Here is a 1,451-nt window from a genome sequence, read left to right on the forward strand (position 1 = left end):
AGCTTGTCCTACCTTTCAAGCGGGCCGCATCTGGTCATTCGTAGGATCGGGGAAGCCCAGGGGTTCCGGGTATGGCTGTGAGCTTGTCGCCGCATGATGGCTCAAAGAACTTGGCCGCCCGGAGCCCCGCGACGACTCGACCGCTAATTGGGATACGCGACTTGATCGCTTCGTAGGACAACGCCGGCGAGGTCGTCTGCTGGGACCAATGTGAGACGACGAGCTGGCGGAGGTGGCCGTGCCCCAAATATGGGCCGGAGTGGACATCGGCAAGGAACATCACCACTGCCTGGTGATCGACGCCCAAGGCAAACGCCTCCTATCGCGCCGGGTCCTGAACGACGAGCCGGTCCTGCTGGAGCTCATCGGCGATGTACTTGCGCTCTCCGAGGACGTCCTGTGGGCGGTGGACATCAACCACGGCGGCGCGGCCCTGCTCATCGGGTTGCTCCTAGGCCACGGCCAGCCGATGACCTACCTCACCGGTCTGGCGGTGCACCAGGCATCCGCCGGATACCGCGGCCAGGGCAAGACTGACGCCAAGGACGCCTTCGTCATCGCCGACCAGGCCCGGATGCGCAATGACCTCGGTCTGCTGCGGCCCGGCGACGAGGTTGCCGTCGACCTGCGCACCCTGACTGGGCGCCGCACCGACCTCGTCTGCGACCGCACCCGGCAGATCAACCGACTCCGAGCCCAACTCCTGGAGATTTTTCCGGCGTTGGAACGGACTCTTGCGCTGACGAACAGGGGCCCGGTCATGCTGCTGACCGGCTACCAGACCCCGGCCGCGCTCCGCCGCAGCGGCGCCAAACGCATCGAGACCTGGCTCAGGAACCGCAAGGTCAAGAATGCCGCAACCATCGCCGCCACAGCTCTCGAAGCTGCCATTGGCCAGCAGACGTCCCTGCCAGGCGAGAAGCTGGCCGCCGCCATGGTTGCCCGTCTCGCGAAGGGAGTCATCGCCCTCGACGAGGAGATCGCCGAGCTCGACGCACTCATCGAGGCACGGTTCCGCGAACATCCCCATGCCGAGGTAATCCGCAGCCTGCCCGGGATGGGCGCCCTGCTCGGCGCCGAGTTCATCGCCGCGACCGGCGGCGCGATGGACGCGTTCGGCACACCGGATCGCCTGGCCGGCTTTGCCGGCCTAGCCCCCGTGCCACGAGATTCCGGGCGCGTCAGCGGCAATATGCGCCGCCCCCGCCGCTACCACCGTGGCCTTCTACGGGCCTTTTACCTCTCCTCCATGGCCAGCCTCAGGACGTGCCCCGCATCTCGGACGTACTACCAACGCAAACGCGACGAGGGGAAGGGCCACAAGCAAGCGGTACTCTCTCTCGCACGCCGCCGGGCCAACGTTCTCTGGGCCATGCTCCGCGACGGAGCGTGCTACCAGCCCGCACCATCAGCCACGCAGACGGCTTGACATCCCTATTGGGAAGTTCTTT

Annotated in this window: 1 protein-coding gene; it reads left to right on the top strand. The window is 66.4% G+C overall.

Annotated elements, in window-relative coordinates:
- The first annotated feature begins 232 nt into the window (after window positions 1–232).
- Complete coding sequence (locus ACFVX6_RS40855; RefSeq protein WP_389699651.1) at window positions 233–1,429, top strand: IS110 family transposase; 1,197 nt, start codon at window positions 233–235, stop codon at window positions 1,427–1,429.
- Window positions 1,430–1,451 lie beyond the last annotated feature (22 nt).

It is taken from the genome of Streptomyces sp. NPDC058289, from assembly GCF_042880975.1.
GTDB classification, from domain to species: Bacteria; Actinomycetota; Actinomycetes; order Streptomycetales; family Streptomycetaceae; genus Streptomyces; species Streptomyces stoeckheimensis.